At 71.2% G+C, this 18,011-nt stretch carries 18 protein-coding genes; all 18 read left to right on the top strand.

The window, feature by feature from the left end; all coding sequences use genetic code 11:
* The first annotated feature begins 842 nt into the window (after window positions 1-842).
* A complete protein-coding gene (locus ACTWP8_RS19585; protein WP_443323437.1) occupies window positions 843-971 on the top strand; it encodes a hypothetical protein in 129 nt (42 codons plus the stop codon).
* Window positions 972-1,200: 229 nt separating this feature from the next.
* On the top strand, window positions 1,201-1,452 hold the full coding sequence (locus ACTWP8_RS19580; protein WP_443323436.1) for a hypothetical protein: 252 nt from the start codon (window positions 1,201-1,203) through the stop codon (window positions 1,450-1,452).
* A gap of 191 nt (window positions 1,453-1,643) precedes the next feature.
* Entirely contained in the window at window positions 1,644-2,024 is a 381-nt protein-coding gene (locus ACTWP8_RS19575; RefSeq protein WP_443323435.1) for a hypothetical protein, read from the top strand.
* 90 nt (window positions 2,025-2,114) lie between these two features.
* Window positions 2,115-2,939, top strand: a complete 825-nt coding sequence (locus ACTWP8_RS19570; protein ID WP_443323434.1) for a hypothetical protein — start codon at window positions 2,115-2,117, stop codon at window positions 2,937-2,939.
* A gap of 327 nt (window positions 2,940-3,266) precedes the next feature.
* Complete coding sequence (locus ACTWP8_RS19565) at window positions 3,267-3,584, top strand: hypothetical protein (RefSeq protein ID WP_443323433.1); 318 nt, start codon at window positions 3,267-3,269, stop codon at window positions 3,582-3,584.
* Window positions 3,585-3,963: 379 nt separating this feature from the next.
* Window positions 3,964-4,503: an RDD family protein gene (locus ACTWP8_RS19560; protein WP_443323432.1), complete on the top strand. Its 540-nt coding sequence runs from the start codon at window positions 3,964-3,966 to the stop codon at window positions 4,501-4,503.
* Between the two features lie 592 nt (window positions 4,504-5,095).
* Entirely contained in the window at window positions 5,096-5,584 is a 489-nt protein-coding gene (locus tag ACTWP8_RS19555; RefSeq protein ID WP_443323431.1) for a hypothetical protein, read from the top strand.
* A 620-nt stretch (window positions 5,585-6,204) separates the two neighbouring features.
* Window positions 6,205-7,140 (top strand): hypothetical protein, encoded by a 936-nt coding sequence (locus ACTWP8_RS19550; RefSeq protein ID WP_443323430.1) that lies wholly within the window; start codon window positions 6,205-6,207, stop codon window positions 7,138-7,140.
* A gap of 314 nt (window positions 7,141-7,454) precedes the next feature.
* Entirely contained in the window at window positions 7,455-8,672 is a 1,218-nt protein-coding gene (locus tag ACTWP8_RS19545; RefSeq protein ID WP_443323429.1) for a DNA cytosine methyltransferase, read from the top strand.
* Window positions 8,673-9,094: 422 nt separating this feature from the next.
* Complete coding sequence (locus tag ACTWP8_RS19540) at window positions 9,095-10,048, top strand: hypothetical protein (protein ID WP_443323428.1); 954 nt, start codon at window positions 9,095-9,097, stop codon at window positions 10,046-10,048.
* Window positions 10,049-10,329: 281 nt separating this feature from the next.
* Complete coding sequence (locus ACTWP8_RS19535) at window positions 10,330-11,409, top strand: DNA cytosine methyltransferase (protein ID WP_443323427.1); 1,080 nt, start codon at window positions 10,330-10,332, stop codon at window positions 11,407-11,409.
* Window positions 11,410-11,624: 215 nt separating this feature from the next.
* On the top strand, window positions 11,625-11,885 hold the full coding sequence (locus ACTWP8_RS19530) for a hypothetical protein (RefSeq protein ID WP_443323426.1): 261 nt from the start codon (window positions 11,625-11,627) through the stop codon (window positions 11,883-11,885).
* Window positions 11,886-12,068: 183 nt separating this feature from the next.
* The gene (locus tag ACTWP8_RS19525) at window positions 12,069-12,278 is read left to right on the top strand and encodes a hypothetical protein (RefSeq protein ID WP_443323425.1); all 210 of its coding nucleotides are present in this window, start codon (window positions 12,069-12,071) and stop codon (window positions 12,276-12,278) included.
* A 248-nt stretch (window positions 12,279-12,526) separates the two neighbouring features.
* Window positions 12,527-13,036 (top strand): hypothetical protein, encoded by a 510-nt coding sequence (locus ACTWP8_RS19520; protein WP_443323424.1) that lies wholly within the window; start codon window positions 12,527-12,529, stop codon window positions 13,034-13,036.
* Between the two features lie 318 nt (window positions 13,037-13,354).
* Complete coding sequence (locus ACTWP8_RS19515) at window positions 13,355-14,590, top strand: DUF6884 domain-containing protein (protein ID WP_443323423.1); 1,236 nt, start codon at window positions 13,355-13,357, stop codon at window positions 14,588-14,590.
* Between the two features lie 198 nt (window positions 14,591-14,788).
* Window positions 14,789-15,643 (top strand): hypothetical protein, encoded by an 855-nt coding sequence (locus tag ACTWP8_RS19510; RefSeq protein WP_443323422.1) that lies wholly within the window; start codon window positions 14,789-14,791, stop codon window positions 15,641-15,643.
* Between the two features lie 617 nt (window positions 15,644-16,260).
* Window positions 16,261-17,154 carry a phosphoadenosine phosphosulfate reductase domain-containing protein gene (locus ACTWP8_RS19505; protein WP_443323421.1) on the top strand — a complete coding sequence of 298 codons (894 nt, stop codon included), beginning with the start codon at window positions 16,261-16,263 and terminating at the stop codon, window positions 17,152-17,154.
* Between the two features lie 258 nt (window positions 17,155-17,412).
* Window positions 17,413-18,011, top strand: a 599-nt coding sequence (locus tag ACTWP8_RS19500; RefSeq protein WP_443323420.1) for a hypothetical protein, incomplete at its 3' end; no start/stop codon positions are given.

Genomic DNA, 18,011 nt, shown 5'->3' with positions numbered 1-18,011 from the left:
ACCCTGACCGCCGTGATCGGCGTCCTCGCGGGCGCCGATCGGCGCGGCCTCGTGGACCGGGTGGAGCCTGCCACCCCGGGGGCCCGGAGGGGGGCGCGTCCACGTCCACTTGCGCCGCAGCGGGCTCGGTGTAGATGGGATCCGGTACGCCCTCGAAGCCGAAGGCTGGGACGTCACCCCGCCGGAGGCGTCGGCGGTACCCCTCTGCTGTATCTCGTCACGCAGGAGAACTGACCATGCCCGAGTACTACCCGACCATCGGCGATGCGATCGGTGCCGCCATGGCCCACAATGCTCGGTTGGCGGCCCGGCACGCGGTCGCTCGGCACGCCGAGGAGGTGGCCGCCTGCCCCTCTGAGGAGTGTGCAGAGAGCTTCCGCAGCCAGCGATGCACTCCCCGGCATGTGCCCGCATGTGAGTATGCCGGCCCCGTCCCCACCACCGCAGAGCAGTGAGCACCAGGACAGGGATATTCGGTCGCACGCACCACGCAGGTGGGAATCACGACAGCTACGCCGCCTCCATAGCCTGACCTGTCACGTTCTGGAGAACGCGCCGCGGAGTCCCGCACGCAGGCGGCGCAGGTGGCGCCCTGCCTGAAGGAAGCAGGCGGGGCGCTGGCTGTGTCAGCGCTTCACCGCATCCGGCCCCGATGCGGCGTATCTCGCTGGCCGGGCGTTACTGCTGCTCGCTGCGCGGACGGGAAAGTCCGCCGTACCGTGACCCCCGGCCGGGCTCGCCGCGCCTGGGCTGGGTGTGCGCTGCGTGCGGTGCGCGCACGAGACACTGCGCCGCCGGGTCGAGGACGCCGAGCAGCTCTTCGCCGTGCAGGATTGCCGCGCGTGAAACAGGTCGGGTTCGTGGAGTTCCACCACGACGAGGCGTTCACTCGCCCCTGCGTCGGCTGGGCCTGGCGGCGGCTGAACAGGTCCGCGCTTGCCGCCGAGTTCGGCACCCGCCTCCCACGCTGACCCCCGTCCCGGGCGCCCGGGCCCGCGCTCTATCGGGGCGCGGGCCCGATCAGGGCGTCAACGGCGCGGAGGGCCAAGTCCAAGCCGGTTGTGTGCCTTGGTGGCCCGGCGGTGATGGTGCGTCGCGCCAGGACCGGGCGGGGTTGGCCGTGGGTGCTTGCCCCGGCCCCTTTGCGGCCCGGTTCTGGCGATAGCCCCGTTGTTGAGTGTCGGTATCGAGGAGGCCGGGATGAGTGAGCAGCAGACCGTATGGATGGTGGGCCGCGCAGAGGATCCGGGCGGGGTTCCCTGCACCGACCGTGACACCGCCCGCGGGTACGCCGAAATCCGGCATGTCGAGGACGAGTACAACGGTGACGCGGGCGAGGCGGAGCTGACCTGGGACGAGTTCGACGATCTGATCGACCAGGGCCAATACACCGGCTGGACCGTCTACCCGACGGCTCTCCTGCGCCCCGTCGATCTGTCCACCGCCGAGTAGGAGCCCCGAGGGGAGCGAGCGGCAGCCCGAGCAGTCCGGCCCTGGGCTGCCACGCCCGGCTCTCCTTTTCGCACCACCCCAGGGCCCGCCCCGCCACCTCGCCGCCTCGCGGCCGGGCGGGCCCGTCGCGTCTTCGCCCCGGCCCGGGTGCCCTTGCGGCGCTATCCGCCGCCTCCGCCACGGTCCCGGACATGAACAACCCGATGCCCATCCCCGAAAGCCCCGAACACGCCATCGACATCGAGGCGGAAGCCGTCGTGAACCCCCAGGGTGCCGCCCACGCCGCCCGCCTCGCGTCCCTGGCCACATCTCTCCACGTCGCCCCGGCCGACCTCGACGAGGCCGTCCACGACGCGGCCGGGCGCTACGCCAGCGACGCGTGCAACAGCACCGGGGCCGTCGACGACGAGACGGCGGCCGACGTCCTGTATGACGAGGCAGGACGCCAGGCCGCCGACAACATCAACAACCACGGTTTGGACCGGCAGGTGGCCTACCTGGTCGCACAGTATGGCCACGAGAAGACCGAAAGGATCATCTGCGAGGCCGCTCCCACGCCCGCCGCCAAGTAGCGGCCCGCCACCCGCACCCCCCTGGGGGGCGGCCACGTCCCGGGGCGGCGGTGCGCCCCGCCCCTTTTTCAAGCAGCTGAAAGGACCGGTATGCCCGCGTTCACCTTCGAACCCGATCCGGACAACCCCACCCGGCTCTGGGTCTACCTCGACACCCCTGACAATCCCCGGCCCCAGCCCCAGGCGGAGAGGGAGTTTCTCGGCACGGTGTGGGAGTCGACCGGCGCCGGTTGGACTGCCGACTTCCCCGGCCCCGACACCAACAGCGTTCCCGGCTTCACCAGCGACCAGCTGGCCGCCGAGTTCCTCTACTGGTTTGCGCCCGCGGTCCAGTCGGCGCGCAGCAGGCCCGCCGGCCGCGCCAACCCCCACACCGCCACGGACAACGCCGCCGCCCTCGAGCTGTCGCTGTGTGCTTGCTGCGTGACCAACGGGTGCCCGTGTGAGGGCACCCGACGCGCATCCACCCGAACCAAGGTGGAGCTGAATGCGACACTGTGTCCCTCCCTCATCCCTGATCCCGGAGTCCTCTACAGCCTCCTGAAAACAACAGACGGCTACCTCGTCGACCTAGACACCCGGGGAGCAGGGTCGGGTGTCGGATACCTCCAGCAGCGCGACGACGGCACCTACTCCGTGCGTGAGGGACACCAGGAGATCGGCCGCGCCGCCACCCCCGAAGCGGGCATGTGGGCCATGATCAGGCACCACACCGGCAGCAAGCGGTACGCCCGGCTACTCCGGGGATTCGAGCCGACCGAGGACACCCCGTCGTCCGCCGACACCGAGCGGATCATCCACGTGAATCCCGACGGGGATGGCCTCGAGAACGACGGTGCCGATCACCATGACGAGAGCGACGAGTCTTACCAGCTTCTGCCTACCAACGCCGAAACCTGGAGCGACCTGACCTGACCCCGGGTACCACACCCTTGCGGCCCCGCCCTCTGCACCCCAGGGGGCGGGGCCGCACCCGTTTCCCGCTGCCCTCGGGTACTCGGCCGACTGTCTCTCTCGGGTGTTGCATTGCTAACTCGGGCGTTTCCTACGGTCGTTCCTGCCGGGCCGGAGTAGCAGGCACACCCCCTCCCCGCTGCTGCTTCGGCCCGGCCCCCCGGGGGCCTGCCCACCCCTGCCCCGCGTGGTTGCCGCCCTAGCCGCCGACGTCGCCACCGTGTGGGCCGCCGAGCAGCACCGCACGGCGACCGATGATCCAAAGCGCACCCGAGAGGACACCCGCGCATGCGACTGACCGAAGAGCAGAAGAACCCCGCCGCTCTGGCCGACTGGCCCGAGCACATCCAGCGCTCTGTCCGCTCCGAGGCCGAAGTGTGGCGCTACGGGCATGTGGCGTCCGCCCTGGACTCGTTCGTGTCCACCGTCGAGTGGGCGCGGGGCATGAACCAGCAGCAGCGCCGCTACCACCACTCGGGCGCTTGGTACGCCAACCAGAACATGAAGGCGGCGGCCATCGCGTACGTGCAGGCCGAGCGCGGCGACGACCCGGAATGCGACATCCACCTGTGTCCGCCCGGCCGCACCTGCCACCCCGACGTCTGACACCCCAACTCTCTTACGGCACCCCGCCCCGGCACTCTCCCCGGCGTTGCCCTGCCGACCCACACCCGCCCCGTCGGCCGGTCGCTGCGCTAACCCGCCGCGCCCCGACAGGGGCCTCCGGTGGGGCGGTGCGGACACCCGCGCGGGCCTGTTGGGACGACGGCGGCCCGGCGCTTTGTCCCGCCACAGTGGACCCGATCGGGTTTGCCTGGCGGGAACATCCCAGGGGGGTGGAACGAGCGACCCGACAGCTCACCGAGCCTGGCCGGGACCGTGCAGCATCGGCTCTCCCGGCCGCCTCTCGGCGCGGTGTCAGCACGCACAGTACTGCCATGCCCGGGCGCTGCACCCCCGCCCCCGTCTCTCCAAGGACACCGAGATGAGCCAGCCCCCGCCGTACTCCATCGACCCCCGGTCCCCGCTGACGCAATACCCGGCGTCATCGCTGGAGGGCCCACCCCAAGAGGCCGTACCTAACCCGCTTCGACGCCTCGTTGCGCGCCTTTTGGACGGCATCTTGATGGTCGCGGGGTGGGCTGCCATCGGCCTCCTCGCAGCGATCGTCCAGAAGGTAGGCCCCGACGCCATCCCCTACCAGGCCACCATCGCGATCGTCGCCATCCTGGGCGCCATCGCGGTGCTCGTCTACGAGCCTGTGACAACGGCCCGCTATGGCTGCACACTCGGCAAACACGCTATGGGGCTTCGCGTCACCCGCATCCGTGACGGCCGCAGCCTGACCATGAGCGCCTCGATGGGGCGTTGGGCGGTCCACATCGTGTTGGGATTCGTGCCTTTCGGGGGCCTGCTGAATCCCTTGTGGTGCCTGTGGGATGCGCCCTACCGGCAATGCCTCCACGACAAGGCCGTGGGCAGCGCTGTGATCAAGGCGGGCTTCATGCCGGGGCAGCTCCGCTGAAGATTGGAGGCATTGACAGAACGCACCGGGAAGGTGCTGCAAGGGAGGCCCCCGTGATGTGGTCCTTTCGTTCTGTCGAGGGCGACGAATTCAACTTGCAGCTCGTGCCCTGCCCCCCCGGTGGGGGAACCGACGAAATGCGGCTCGTGGGGTGAGGGAATGCACGGGGCGGGTCAGCGGGCCGGGCGGCCGCCGCGTGTTTGTCCTGCGCCATCGACCTTGAGCATTGCCAGCGAACCTTGATGATCATTAGGTTTGTGCCGCCGGAGTATGAGTGGCACGACGTGCTGGGTCGTCAGGGGTGGCAGTGGGAGAGCTCGCGGGGGCGTATGCAGAACCGGCCCTGGCGTTGGGGAGTTCGTGTGCGCCGGTGTCCCGGATCCGGTGCTGATGGGGAACATGCTGCGGCTCTCGCGCTACCGCAGAGGTCGGCGTCTGCGCCGAGACCTGGCCGACAGGCTCCCGGAGGTCTTCCACGAGCCGGGTCCGTTGCGGGCCGGGGCCGCGCGGGTGGGGGGATCCGCTGGGTCGCCCTCACCAGCGTCCCCCGAATCCACGGGCCGCACGTGCAAGACCACAGAGAGGTCCGCTGATGAACCGTTCGACGCGCAGTACCAGCCAGAAGAAGAATGCCAAGCAGGCCGCCGGGCTCGTAGCCCTCATCGGATTCTTTCCACTGTCGCTGTGGCTCGGTGACGAGTTGTGGGATCTGGCCGCGTACTGGCCAGCGACCGGCGTCGGATTCGGCGTCACCGTCGGCGTGCTGCTCCCGATCACGTTCACGGCCGCCAAGCGCTCCTTCCGCCGGGTCAACTCGGACGGGAGCAGGCACTCGCCCCGATGGGCCGTGGCCGGCATCGTGTGTGCGGCGCTGGCCGTGGTGACCGCGTTGGCCGTCTCCCGCACGATCCCCGGAAGGAGCTCCTCGCGCCTCTGCGTCGACGAGTGGCAGCCATGCTGGGTGAACCACCTCTATCCGGGGGCCTTCTTGGTGACCATCGGCAGCCTGGCCGCGACGGTGACCATCATGACTTGGCTGCCGGGCTGGATGTCCAAGCTGCGCGCCCGGTCCCGCCGGTAGCCGCGCATATCAAGATCCCCGACAGCGTCAACCTCTGGGAGCGCCACCGAGCTGCCGCCCTCGGCGGGCCCTGCCAGGATCAGCCCGGCCGCTGATACGCCCTCACGAAGAGCCATCGCCCCGCCTTCCACGCGCACCGCCGTGTCGATGCCGGACGGGTCCCGCTAAGCGATGGGCCATGCGTGCCCCGGGCGCCGACCTCGACGCTTCCCAGCTGACGCCTGGCGGCCTGGTGCCCTGCTGGCCGCCGTTCACCTACCGGCCGCCGTGCCGTCCCGGCGCCGCACCCGCCGCCGTCCTGACGCCTCGCCCCAGTGCCGTGGCCTCTCGGGTGGGGGAGAGTTGCCGAGCCCGTGCCTGGCCGTGGTGTCGCTCGCCAGTCCGCGCTCCCGCCGCCCACTGCCCGCCGCCCGCCGCCATGCGTCGCCGCCCGCCCCGCGCTGCTCAACTCCCCAGCTACCGCGTGTTGACCCATCTGGGCCGGGCTTGCGGCCGTAACTCCCTACCCTCCTACGGTCCTTTCTCCTCACCACAGGCCACCCCGGCCCCGCAGTCCACCACACCCCCTCGGGCCGCCGGATGCCGGCTGACGCCCCGACCCGAGAGCGAAAGGACTAACCATGCTCGAACTGCTGGTCAGCAACAACGACAAGGACGCATACCCGGCGTTCGTTGACCCCGGCGAGCGGCACGCGGAGGGGTACGTCAAGCCGTACTTCACGTTGGAGACCGTGCGCCGGATCGCGGAGAACACCCAAGCCGCCGTGGCGGAGTTCGGATACGGCGCGATCGACACCGTCCCTCTCGCCCCGCGCAGACGCAGGGCCGCCACGAGATGGGGACACCCCACCATGAGCACACCCGACCTGAATGCCGGAGACCTCCCCCGCCTTGCCACGACCCGGCGCCGACCCCGCTCCGTCACCCAAGAGACGGTCCGCGAGCTCCTCGGCCACGACGGACAGTTCTTCACCGTGCCCGACAGCTTCCCGGGCGCCCTGCCGGACCACATCACCTTCGCGGCTGTCGTCTACTACGCGGTCGTGCGCACCACCGGGCCGGACACCGGCGAGGCCGAGTTCACCGTCTACGACGTCGACGGTCGCCGTCGCCCGCTCGGAGCTGCCGCCCCCGACCGGGACACTGCCATCCGCGGCGCCCTGTCCGCTCTGGCCGAGCGCCGCCGCGCCCACGCACGGCAGGTCGAGCACAACCGCGTCCACGTCCTTGGGCTCGAACCGGTCCCGCCCGTCCGCATCGGCTACACGGACACCGGCACCTGCATCGTCCACGTCCGCTGCTCCTGCCCGAAGGTCGACGGCCTCGCCGCGTACTACGAGCACGTCTCCCTGGCGGCAGACGGCTGGCTCGACGAGATCCCCACCACCCCCTGGGAGTTCTGCCCCACCTCCCCGACCCAGGTCACCACTGAAAGCGGCAGCGGCCGCCTCACCAGCACCTTGCGCAACGACAAGGGCATGGCCGTTGTGCGGCTCCAGCACACCAACGGGCGCCGCGAGGAAATCGCCCTTGCCCAGGTGAGCGACCTGTCCTGATCTCCAACCTCCCTTCCACTTCGTCGCACCACTGAGACCCCGTCGCCCATGGGGGGCGACCGTTCACGTGCCCCGCCACCGTGTGGTGGCGGGGCACGTGAACACGCCGGACTTAGGCCACCTGTCCGAGGCATCCCCGTCCCTGCCGGTTGTCGGCCGCCGAGCTGCCGCCGGTCGTTCCGTCCGGCCGTCGGCCGTCCGCGCTGGTGGGAGGTTGTGGGGCTTGCCGTGCCAACCCTGAGTGTGCCGTCACCGCCCGGCCAAACCCCTGGCCGCGCACTCCAACTCCCTGCTCCTGGAAGGGGAATGCTGCGATGACGGCCCTGTTCAACGGCCCAACATCGGTGCACTTCTTCACCGGCGGCTGCGGTGACATGCGTGGCTTCACCGACGCCGGATTCCTGTCCCTGTACGCCGCGAACCACCACCCCGCCTCGGTGGAAACGGCGCGCATCAACTGGCCCGGCCTCTTCGTGAGCCCTGCCGATGTGCAGGCCATCGACATGCGCTGCGTGCCCTCCGCCCAGGTACTGGTCGCGTCGCCGATCTGCACTGAGGCATCCCCGGCGGGCGGCAAGGCCGCCCCACGCAAGGCCGTGGAACTGGACGAGAACGGCCGCCCGAAGCCCGGCCCGGACTGGCCGCAAACCCGCATCACTATGTGGGAGCCCGTCCGCTACGCCGAGGTCCACCGCCCCATGGCCTACGTCGGCGAGAACGTCGCCCAGTTCGGCACCTCCCCGCTGTTCAAGGCATGGCTCGTCGTCTGGGAAGCCCTCGGCTACGCCCCAGTCATCGCGTCGGTGAACGCCGCACACCTCAAGGTCGAGGGGATCCCCCCGCTCCCGCAGTCCCGGGACAGGGTGGTCTGGTGCTTCCTCCGCAACGACATCGCGAAGGCGAACGGCCTGCCCGACCTCCGGCCGACCTGCGACGCCATGTGCCCCACCTGCGGCCCGGTCGAAGGCGTCCAGCACTGGAAGAAGAACCCCGACTTCCCGGTCGGCGAGTACGGCCGCAAGAGGCGCCAGTACTACTACGTGTGCCCCAACCCACGCTGCCGAGCCGAAGTTGAGCCGATCACCCGAGGCATCGGCAACGTCATCGACCCGAGCGTGCGCGGAGACAGGTTCGGCGACGGCTACTTCGACCACTTCACGGGCGGCTACGTCCCGTACGTGGAGGCCACCCGCGCCCGGGTCGCCATCGGCCTGGAGAAGTACCGCGGCAAGCCGTTCATCGTCACCCTGCGCAACAACTGCTCGGCCAGCTCCCTGGATGAGCCGATCGGCACGCTCACCGCGAAGGGCGGCGGTCACCACTACCTCGTACGCCCGACCGCGGATCTGAGCATCGACGAGTGCGAGTACCGGCCGCTCACCAACCGAGAGAAGGCCCGGGCGCAGGGCTTCCCCGACGACCACATCTTCGCCGGGGAGGAGGACGACCAGCGCCTCCAGGTCGGCAACGCAGTCCCCGTCAACGTCGCAGCCTGGCTCGCCCGGCGCGTCAAGGCCGTCCTGCCCCGCTGACCCACCCCCGGGAGAACACCCACGCCCCCGCCGCCCCCGCGCCCACCGGCCGGGGGCGGCGGCCGTGCGCCTGCCGCTCCGCGTCCGACCGCAGCTGCTCCAGACCCAACTCCCCGCGCCCTCCCGCTCGCCCGCCGGGGTTGCGGGCCTAACCCCGCCGGGCCGCACCGTGTGGCCAGCCGAACCGCCCCGCACCAACCCCCTTGGTGCCCTGCGGCGACCGGCACCCGCCGAGCCGCACCGTCTGGTCAGCCGGAACGCCCCGCACGAGCCCTCTGGGTGCACGGCGGCGACCGGCACCCGCCGCCAGGAAGCGGCCCCAACCCCCGCCCCGGCAGCGAAGCCGCCGACCCCACCCAGCCAGTTGTGCCGGGCTGGGGCGCGGACCTCGGGGCGATCCACGCGAACGGAGAGAAAAACCCGTGAACCCTACCCGCAAGACGATCATCACCCGCGTCTGCATCGACGACATGCTCGGCCCGTTCGACTGCACGCTGGACCCGGCCAACCGGTGGAACGGCTGGCTGAGCCCCCACTTCGCCCTGGACGCGGTCCGGGACCTGTCCGCTCAGACCCTCCGCCTCGCCGACGAGGACGGCTACGACTGCGTCGACACCATCCACGTCATCGAGGGCCGCGCGGACAGCCAGGACACCGTCCACGTCATCGAGGGCGGCCCCAGCCGCCACCACGACGAGGAAGAAGAAGCAGAGGAGATCCAGGCCGTCGCCGTGCACGTCCCCTGGCGGGGCCTCAGCCGAGGCGCGAACGCCTCGATCACCCCCGCCACCCCGCAGGCCCGCAAGGCAGCCCGCAAGCGCAAGGTCACCGGCCGAGGCGCCCGCCGCGTGGTCGTCGTACACATCCGCTGGCAGTACCTGGACGAAGGCAGCGATACGGCCGCCACCATCGTCAGCCCCGACGCTGAGGGCCTGTACTCGATCGGCGGTTGGGAGTGGACATGGCACTTCGCCTCCTGGTGGTGCGCCTGCGGCAACGACTTCGACTGGCACGAGACCCAGTGCCCGTGCGGCCTCACCCGCGACAGCCAGCCGAAGGCGCCGCTGGGCACCGCGGGCGTCAAGGTCGGCCAGCTCCTCCGCACCCTGGCACCCGAGGCGACGTCCGCCCTGGTCGACCTCACCGACCTCGCCCGCGTGTGCGCGGTGTTCGCCGGGAACAGCGAGCTCGACACAGCCGACGACACCGGCCCCTTCGACACCGAGACGCTCGGCTGGGCCGACGAGGTGCTGCGCATGGCCATGGACGAAGCCGCCGTCCCCGAGGACATCAACGCGTCCGGCTGGGAGCTCGTCCCGGACGAGAAGTCCACCGCCCTGTATCGAGTCACCTTCCCGACGCCACTCAGCCACTGACCAGCTAGGGCCCGCTCCGGCCAGGTGACCGGAGCGGGCCATTCGCGTACCCGCCACCGCACGCCGCGCCCCGGCGAAGCCCCATGCGCCGCCCCGGCGACACCCGCCGACCGCCGCCCTGGGGTTGCAGGTCTAAGGGTGCCGCTGTCGGGTGAAGTGGGCGTGGGATGCCTGGTGTTGGGGTGTTTGCGGTGCTTAACCCTGCATGTGGCTTTCTCTCCTGGTCCATTCCCGCCGGGGGTTCGCGCTTCCCGGTGATACCAGGAAGCGAGAACCCCCTCATGTCAGAGGAAGCCCACGTCGATCGGGTCGACATAGTTGATTTGTTCGGAGGCCCGGGAGGCTGGGATGTCGCCGCGACCCAACTCGGCTTTACCGTCACCGGGATCGAGCACGACCCTTCCGCTTGCGCGTCCCGCCGCGCTGCCGGACTCGACACCGTCCAGGGCGACGTCCGCGCCTACAGTCCCGCCGACTTTCCCACCGCCACGGACCTGATCGGCTCACCCCCGTGCCAGCCGTACTCCATCGGCGGCAAAGGCGCCGGACGCCGCGCCCTGGACACGGTCCTGCACTTCGCCGCCCAACTGGCCGCACGCAAGGACATCCGTTCCGGCCTGGCCACCCTGGACGACGAAGGCACCGGCCTGGTCCTGGAACCCTTGCGCTGGACCCTCGCGGCCCTCGATGCCGGACACCCCTACCGCACCGTGATGCTGGAACAGGTGCCCACCGTGCTGCCCGTGTGGGACGCGATGGCGAACATCCTGCGATGCGAGGGCTACACCGTGGCCACGGGCCGTCTGCACGCGGAGGAGTACGGCGTCCCGCAGACCCGCGCCCGCGCCGTACTCGTCGCCCGACGCCACGACGAGGCGGCACTGCCTACGCCCACCCACCGCCGCTACAGCCGCACCACCGACCAGGACGACGGCAACCGGGATCTGCTGCCCTGGGTGTCGATGGCCCAGGCGCTCGGCTGGGGGATGACGCACCGTCCCGCGCTCACCGTCGCGGTCGGCACCGCAGCCGGGGGCCCGGACCCCTCCTGCGTCGGCGGCTCCGGAAGCCGCGCCACCCTGTACGGGGAGCGTGACGCGGGCCGCTGGATCGCCGACACCCGGCTGGTGGACGCCGATGAGCTGCCCGCCTACCGCGGCGGCCGCAAGGACGTGATCCGGGTGTCCGTCGCCGACGCGGCAGCCCTCCAGACCTTCCCGCCCGGCCACCCCTTCCAGGGCACCCGGACCAAGCAGTACGAGCAGATCGGCAACGCGATGCCGCCGGTCCTGGCGGAGGCGGTCATCCGGCGGGCGATGGCCACCGAGCTCGCCGCCCGCCCAGGAGCACAGGCCGCCTGACCCGACCCCCGCAGCCCCCAGCCCCCGCTACGCGCGGGCCGGGGGCTGTTGCCGCGCCCGCCGCCCGGCCGCCCCGCCCCGGCCACGCACCCCGCCGGGAAGGGGCTTGCCCCTCTAGCCGGCCGGTGGGCCACGCTCCGGCCGTACCGCCACCGCGGAAGGGAACCCCCGCATGGGCCGGTCCTCAACCCTCTTCGCTTCCTCAAGGAGTTGTTGTGACGTTCTGGAGCAACCTGCTGCTCGCCGTGACTGTCGGAGTGTCCACCGGGGCCGTGCTCGGCTGGGTCCTGCGCCAACTGTCAAGAGAGACCGCCCTGACCGTTCTCACGACAGCGTCCTCTCTCGGCACCCTGGTGGCCTCCGTGTCCCGCCCCCTGTCCGATGTCCTCACCCTTGCCGCCGTCACAGTGCTGTACGCGCTGATGTGGCGCCACTTCAGCCACCAAACCCGCCGCAACCCCACGCCCAAGGCCTGACAACCTCCCCCCGCCCCGACCCCGGGGCGGGCCATCAGCCTGTCCGCCCCCGGCCCCCCGACATCCCTCACCAGTACGGGAGTCGGGGGCCGACCCCGCCACCAGCCGCGCCCCGCCTGCCCGGCCCCGGCCCCTGCCGCCCTTGTGGTGGTGGGGGCCGTTCCATGCCCGCCTCCGGCGGTCGTGCCTGTGTTGCTGCGGTGGCTCGGCCTGCTGTCCGCTACGGAAACACTGGCGATCCTGGCCGGGGCCTTCACTCTGGCGACTGTGTGGTGCTTCCTGCAAGAACAGGCCGGGTACGTCGTTTTCTTCGCCGCCTTGACCTGGGTTGTGCTGCTGATGCTGCGCCGTGAGCGCGCCAGGCACAAGCGCGGCACCAAGCCGCAAACCTGACCCACCGCCCGCACCCCCTTTCGGCCGACCGGTCCGCCCCGCGCCCCGGGGGCGGGCCGTTACTGCGTTTCCCCGCTTCCTGCCCGGCGCCTGTCCCGCCGTACCGGCCCCTGTGTCCGTCGGTGGGTGGCTTGTTGCGGCCCTTGCACCGCCGCGCTCCACGGTTGGTCCGCACCCGCCCGGTCATGCCTGCCGGAGGCCGGGCCGCTCTTTGCCCCTTTCCCCGCTGCCCGGAAGGAACCGACGTCATGCCCACTATCCCGCCCACGCCGCCCGCCACGCACGCCGACGGAACGCCCCTGAGCATCCAGCTGTTCACCATCGCGGGGACCGGACTCGGCCCGTACGTCGGACTGCCCGTCACGCGCCTGTGGCAAGACGACAGCTCGCACCTGTTCACCCGGGAGACCGCCGCGCAGGTCGCTGCTGACGTCGCCCGGGACGACTTGTGCATGAGTTACGCGTTCTCCGCCGACGGCACCCTGACGCTCCAGTGGACCGAGGAGTACGACGCGTTGGGGCGCGTCGTCGTCGTGGTGCCGGACGTGCACGGCCGGTACCTGGTCGGTGGTATGTGGCCGTGGGCCGTGTGGGGCGAGGACGGCGTGCCGCACACCGCCGGGCAGGCCGCGTACGCGCTCGGCGCCGCCGAGTACCGGCAGAGCGTCACCACGTCGTTCCCCGACGGGCTGATCGAGCTGTACGACCAGGGCCGCGAGGAAGCGCACCGCGTGACGCTGCGCCGCGAACAGCCCTGATGCCCCCGGCCCGGGGCGCACGCCGCGCCCCGGGTCGCCCTCCCGCCTGACCACCACCGCCCCGCCCCGCGCAAACCGTAGAGGCGGGCGGCTTCGGTGGCCCGGGGCTCGGCCCCCCGGCCCCTGGCACCCGCTCCGTGCGCGGTGCTGGGGCCGCCCCATGACCGCGTCCCGCACCCCGGCCGCCATCGGCCGGTTGCTGCGCTAACCCGCACGCGGCACTTGCGCAGCTAGCAGTCGTCATCAACACCGTGTGCCACCCGGAGTCGGGCCAGCTGGCCCCGCACCGAGCCATCGACCTCCTGGAGCTGAACCCACATGCGCGCGCCGACACTCCGCCCACGCGTGGTCATCGTGGCCTGCGGTGGACGCAAGAGCACCTCTAAACAGCCCATCCCAGCAGGGCAGATGTACACCGGCAGCTACCACCTGGCCCTTCGCCGCGCCGCCGACGCGCTCACGCACGGCGGCCGCACTGGCCGCGTGTTCATCCTGTCCGCTCTCCATGGGCTTCTCGCTCTGGAGGACCCCATCACCCCGTACGACCTGCGCATGGGCGACGAGGGGTCGGTGACCAGTGGGCAGCTTCGTCAGCAGGCCATCGACCTCGGCGTTATCGGCGCGGAGGCGACCGTCCTTGGTCCTCGCGCGTACGTCGAAGCCAGCCGCACCGTGTGGCCAGACCTGACCGCGCCGCTGGAAGGATCGCGCGGCATCGGCGAGCAGCTCGGCCGGCTCGCGGACATCTACCGCCCAAGCCACACGGCCCAGGTGCCACCGTCCCCTGCTCACCGGCCATCGAGCACCCCGAACCTCATCGACGAGCTCGAGCGGTCCGCTGCTGCCCGCCAGAACGCTGAAGACGCCAAGGCCGCGAACAAGCGTGCCCGCTACGCCAAGTGTTCCCGCGTCCTCATCCTCCGCCCTTGTCGCGCGCAGGGCAGTGTGGAGTTCCCCGGCAGCCCGGCCGAGGCCACCGCCCGGGCCCGTGCCGCCGAGCGCTTCGCATCGCTCTACGGCGTCCAGGTACATGCAGCACCCGGGGCCGCCCGCACTCTTGATGTACGCGGGACGCCCCGGAACGTCTCGCGCTTTCTGTCCGCGCTGCCGCGCGTTCTTGACAAGGCCGAGACCCGGGCCACCGAAGCCGCCCGCCTCTACGGCCGCTGGGAGCGCCACTCAGCCGCACGCCGTCATCTCGCCGGCGTCCCCCAGTCCCAACGCCGCCTGCTCGCACGGGACTTCCGGTCCGCAGCCTTCGACGTCGTGATCGACATGCTCCTGGCTCCGCCGAACAGCGTCGCCGAGGCCGAGGTGGGGTTGGCCCCGTGGGAGCAGGTCCACCGGCTCGCCGCCGGAATCGCCCACTACTACTGGTTCGATCCCGCCGACGAGGCCGACCCCAACGAGACGGCACGGATCCTCGCCGCCGCCGACCGCCGCCACCTCACCGAACCGGCCACCGCACCAGCCACTTCCGGCGCGTCTGCCGACCACGCACGAGCAACCAGGCGCTGCCGGCGACGGAGCCTGGCCCCCCTGGACGCTGCCTGACACCTGGTCACCCCAGGGCTCCTGCGCCCGCCCGCACCCCCTCGTACGGCCCGCACCCCGGCCCGGTGCGGGCCGTCGGTGCTGCCCGCCCTGTTGCTTGCGGTCCTAACCGGCTGTGCCGCCACCGTTCGTGCCTGCCCGGGGGCCGCATCACGTGGCCCGCGCCTCCCAGTCGACGAACGCGAAAGGCACACCGTCATGCCCAAGCGCAGGACCTACACCCGAGAACTGCTGACCGCCCGCACGAACGCGTACGAGGCGTATCTGGCCCATCGAGGAGAAGAGCCCATGTTGCGGATCGTGGCGGGTCACAGCGGGGGAACACCGGTGGCCTACCAGCCACGCAATCCCCGCGACCCCCGGCCGTGGGTGGAGTACAACGGCGCGACCGGCGAAGAACTGTTCCGTTACACCGGCCGGGAGTGCTGGACGGTCCCGGTCGACACGCATTCGGAGATCATCCCCTCCCAGACCGTGGCCCGGTCGGTGTACCTACGGCTGGCGGCCGAGGGCATCGCCTGCGAAGCGTGGTGCGACTCCGCCGGAACCCACGCCCGCTACACCTTCGCCGACCAGTCGGAAGTGACCTGGGCCGGAACCGATCTCTACGGGACGGAGTGCTCCAACCTCCACCCGATCGGCGAACACGGCTCCCTGCAAGGCCACTGGATGCAAAACGAGCAGCCTCCCTACGAGGAAGACCTCCGCGACTTCGCCACCGGCACCTACGCCGCCGACTCCGCCGCCCTGGTGGCGTGGATGGTGTCCCTCGCCGACCGCCACGGCCGCACGTGGCAAAAGTACGCCAGCCCGCGTGATGACGCCGCCGCGTTCACCTGGCAGCAGCGCACCGGCGGGGTGATCGCCGCCGACACCGACGGCATGCGGCGCCTGGTGTTCGACGTCGACGGCCAGGACGTACCCGGCGGCCGCGCCAGTGAGAGGTGGCACGCCATCTACTCGGTGCCCGCCGTTATCGACCCCTCGATGACTCAGAACGAAGCTAGGCAGTTCGGCACTCCGGCATTCGAGCGAGCCCCGGCAGCCGCCTGACCTGCACCACTCCCGCCGTCACCGCATGGTGCGGCCATCACCCCCGAATACCTCGCACGACTCCGAGCTCTTCGGCGTGGATGCCCCGGCCAGCTGTCCCTTCCCTTTTTCAAGTAACCATGCGGCCCCGCACCGCCCCCGTTCTGGGTGCGGTGCGGGGCCGCACCGTGCCTGTCATGCCCCGAGCCGCCCCCCCCGGGACTGCGCGCCCCGGGGAGCCGCCTTGCGGCCCTAAGCCCTTGCCCGCGCACGGTCATTGCACGCGGCGACGGCCCGGCCGCCGGGCACCCCATGCCCAATTCCGCCGCTTGCCGTTCCCGGCTCCCGGAGCACCCCACGGCCTGTTTGAAGGCCTCCCGTGCCCCGCACCCCGGGCTGGCCGCCGTCGACCGCCCTCCGCCCTCCGTCCGTTCGACACCCCTTTGTGAGGACCCCTCCATGGCTACTGATCAGCTCACCCTCTTCCCCGACGACCCCGCACCGGTGCGGAAGAAGAAGCGTGTCCGGCGTATCCACCCGTCCGTGCCGTACGAGCCGTCGACGACCGTCCCCGACGAGCTGATTCGCCAAGCAGACCGGATTGTGCTGAACAGCTCGTACGCAAGGACAGTCAGGCGATGCTGTCTTCCGTGGTCCGCCGCGCCAGGGCCCTGGGGATGCTCGACAAGGTCGTCGTGGTGCACGCGGACCTGGACGATATCGAGTGGGAGGGCGTGAAGAAGCTGGCCGAGGAGCAGGCGCGGCTGTCGGGCGTTCGCCGGTTCGAGGTCGTGCGCGCCAAGGGCGGTGACCTCCTCGAACGAGTGGTGGAGCGGTTCTTCAAGCTCAAGGCGAAGGCGGAGGACAAGGCCCGCGAGGAGGGCCGCGACCCGGCCACGGCGAAGGTCCCCCCGGCGTGGCCGTCGAGCTCGGCGCGCTGGTGCACGTCGGACCTGAAGCGGACCCCGATCTGGACACTGTTCACGCGTCTGGCGAACGAACTGGCGCACCTGGGGCGGCCGGTGCGGATCCTGAACTGCCTGGGGCAGCGGGCCGCGGAGAGCGAGCAGCGGGCTGAGCTGGCCCCGGTGGAGATCGACCGTTCGGCGAGCAATGGGAAGCGGCACGTTACGACGTGGCGGCCGATCCACGGCTGGAGCGACGCCGAGGTGTGGCGGGAGATCGCCCGGTCCGGCCTGCCGTACCACGAGGCGTACGACTGGGGTAACCAGCGTTTGAGCTGCATGTTCTGTGTCCTGGGATGCGTGGGTGACCTGGTGCTCGCCGCGCGGCGGATCCCGAAGAAGGCCGCCGAGTACGCGGCGGTCGAAATCCAGGTCGGAGCCGACTTCAAGAAGGGGCTGTCGATGCGCGAGATCATCCGGCGTGCCGCCGCTCTGGAAGCCGAGCAGGGGCCCTTGCGGAAGCCGCCACGGGGCACGGCGATGGCCGGGTACGTCGGCAAGTCCACCACCGCCCTGTACCTGGGCCGCCTCGAGGGACTCCGTGCCGGCCTGGTCGTTGCCGCCTGACCCGGAACGAAGCCAGCAGTTCGGCACCCCGGGTATTCCAGCGAGCCCCTCCCAGCCGCCTGACCCGCACCGTTCCTGCCCCTCGTGCCCGGCACACAGCCGCGCGCGAGGGGCAGGGGCCGTCTGCGGCGACCCCCGGCAACCACCGTGCGTGGGCCTGCGGTTGCGGGGCTAACCGCCCGCCCTTCCACCGTTCGTGCCAGCCAGGTTCCGCATGCCCGGCACCCACCACGACGACTGCTGAAGGGTCACCCTGCCATGACCACCCACTTCCACCGCCGGCCGACCGTGACGGCTCGCACCGACACCGGCGTCCCCGCACCGTCGCCCGCACCCGTACCCGCACCCGGCCCGCGCGACGCGTCCATCGTCACCGGCCCGCACGACGATGCTCGCCGTCAGTGGGCCGTCAGCGCGGCCACCTCCACCCTGGTTCTGGCGGCCGACCGTGAGGCCGCTGAATCCTTTGCCGACGGCCGCCCGCACCTGACCGTGGTCTCCCGCCTGCCCGGCCAGGACTGGCAGCCCGTAGCGCTCCCCGCCCCGGCGGGCCAAGGCGAGTACGAAGTCACCTGGTGCATACAACTGTCCGCCTCCAGCCCCCAGGACGCCGCCCGCCGCGCCCTGGCCAGCCACCGTGATCCCGGCAGTATCGCCTGCGTCTACGAGGTGACCCGCGCCGACCAGCTCTCGGCCATGGTGCAGGTCGACCTCAACACTCCGGAGGAGATCGACGGCCCGATCCGCGGCCGTGAGCTGCCCATCGACCTGGAGCAGCTGCCCGACGATCTGCTGTTCCAGGTACACACCCAGGCCGCCGAGATTCTCAGCTCGCGCGTCGATGACGCGCTCCCGGG

This window comes from Streptomyces sp. 7N604 (genome assembly GCF_052245475.1).
GTDB lineage: Bacteria > Actinomycetota > Actinomycetes > Streptomycetales > Streptomycetaceae > Streptomyces.
The sequence above is the reverse complement of the archived record's forward strand: the minus strand, read 5'-3'. Positions and strand labels throughout refer to the sequence as shown.